This window comes from Globicatella sanguinis NBRC 15551, from assembly GCF_001552295.1.
Lineage (GTDB): Bacteria > Bacillota > Bacilli > Lactobacillales > Aerococcaceae > Globicatella > Globicatella sanguinis.
In genome coordinates this window covers 1-1713 of record NZ_BCQX01000197.1, presented here as the reverse complement: position 1 = coordinate 1713, position 1713 = coordinate 1, and the positions used below count along the sequence as shown (strand labels likewise).

2 protein-coding genes are annotated in these 1713 nt (G+C 32.1%); both read right to left on the bottom strand.

Going from position 1 to position 1713, the window contains the following annotated elements; translation table 11 throughout:
• Nucleotides 1-407 precede the first annotated feature (407 nt).
• Nucleotides 408-956 (bottom strand): NADPH-dependent FMN reductase, encoded by a 549-nt coding sequence (locus GSA01S_RS10055; RefSeq protein WP_066127222.1) that lies wholly within the window; start codon nucleotides 954-956, stop codon nucleotides 408-410.
• 19 nt (nucleotides 957-975) lie between these two features.
• Entirely contained in the window at nucleotides 976-1410 is a 435-nt protein-coding gene (locus GSA01S_RS10050) for a MarR family winged helix-turn-helix transcriptional regulator (RefSeq protein WP_066127219.1), read from the bottom strand.
• Between the last annotated feature and the right edge of the window lie 303 nt (nucleotides 1411-1713).

Sequence of the window (1713 nt, the reverse complement as noted above, 5' to 3'; positions counted from 1 at the left end):
TTTATGACCAATAATTCGATGGAATTTATCTACTTTATGCCCAGCCTCTTTAACAGAATCTCTCCATTGATAATTATTATTTTATCAGATTAAATTGAAAAATCTGCTATCAATGAATGAAAGTTTTATGAAGATAGTGATAAGTTATCGATAGCAAAAGACCTGATGGCAAGCAATCTACTTACTATCAGGTCTATTTTTGGAAGTATACGCGAAGTTTAAAATAATCTTATAGGCATTTCGCATAATTCCTGTTCGCATCATGGCGTCGGTATTCAATCATGTTATCATACTTTGTTTAATGACACACCATTATGGCACTTAATATTTTAAAACGCTGGGTAAAAGCATTCTTATATAGCTATCTACCGGTTATTATTTAATTTAGGGAGTGATATTTATAATGATTAACCGTTAATTGCTTCAATAACCGCTGCTACTTGAGCATCAAATTTTGCTTGTACTTCATCAGTTAATACTAATTGACCATCAACCCATGCAGAGTCATTGATTTTAACTTCAGTAAACTCATCAATCACTTGTGTACGAACGAAAGGTAATAAGAATTTGTAGTTTTCAAACATATTCTCAAAGCCGCCTGCAGCTGCTGCAGAAACGGTCGTGAATTTATTGTGAATAGCTGATTCACCACCTGGATTAGCTGGATCTAAAGAACGAGATAACCAGTCGATTAAATTCTTGATAGTTCCTGGAATAGAGAAGTTATAAACTGGTGAGAAGAACCAAATAACATCGGCTGCTGCTGCTTCATCTCTAATTGCTTGAACTTCGGGTAAAACTGGATTTTCGACATCTTGATTCATTAAAGGTAATTTTGTGAAGTCTAAATAAGATACTTCTGCTTTACCAGCTAATGCATTTTCAGCAATAGCTGCTAATTGTTTGTTAAATGAACCTTCACGTAATGAACCTACGACAAATAATACTTTTTTCATAAATAAAAAACTCCTTTTTCTAATTGAATTGTTTAAATTTCTTCAAGAGTCTAATTAACTCTTGTCTTTCAGCTTCAGTATAAATACTAAATACTTCATCAATAATTTGACGATGTTTGGGTAAGACTTCTTCAAATTTTTGACGACCTAATGCTGTAATCGAAAATTCAAAACTACGTTTATCATTCGGACAGACTTTGCGCGTAATATAACCATCACGCTCCATATTTTTAAGAACAACGGTCATATTACCAGAAGTTGCTAAAGTCTTTTCTTTAATTCGATTAATCGTCATATCCCCTAGGACATATAAAACATCTAGTATTCCAAACTGCGTCTGAGTCAGGCCTGCTTCACGAATCGCGTCGCCTGTATTCAATTCAACTGTCCGTGCTGCTTGCCTAAAGACAATATTTGCATGAATTGTAGAATTCTTTTTGACTGAAACTTCCATTAAACATAGCCTCCTTGATGCTATTTATTATTACTAACTAGCAACAATAACAATATTATACTCATTTGAATGTTATGTCAATATTATTTTTATATTTATTTTTTATTCGAAATATTAGATAAATTTTTATGTTTGTTAGTTGATTATTATAATGTTTTTCATATTTCGTTAGTGGATTGTTTTGAAAGAGCAATGGAATAATTTCTTGTTAGTTTATCATCATTTAAGAGTAATGTTTGAATTTCTTATTTCTTTAGTGGATTGTTATTAAAGAGCAATGGCACCGTCTTTCTGTTCACTACG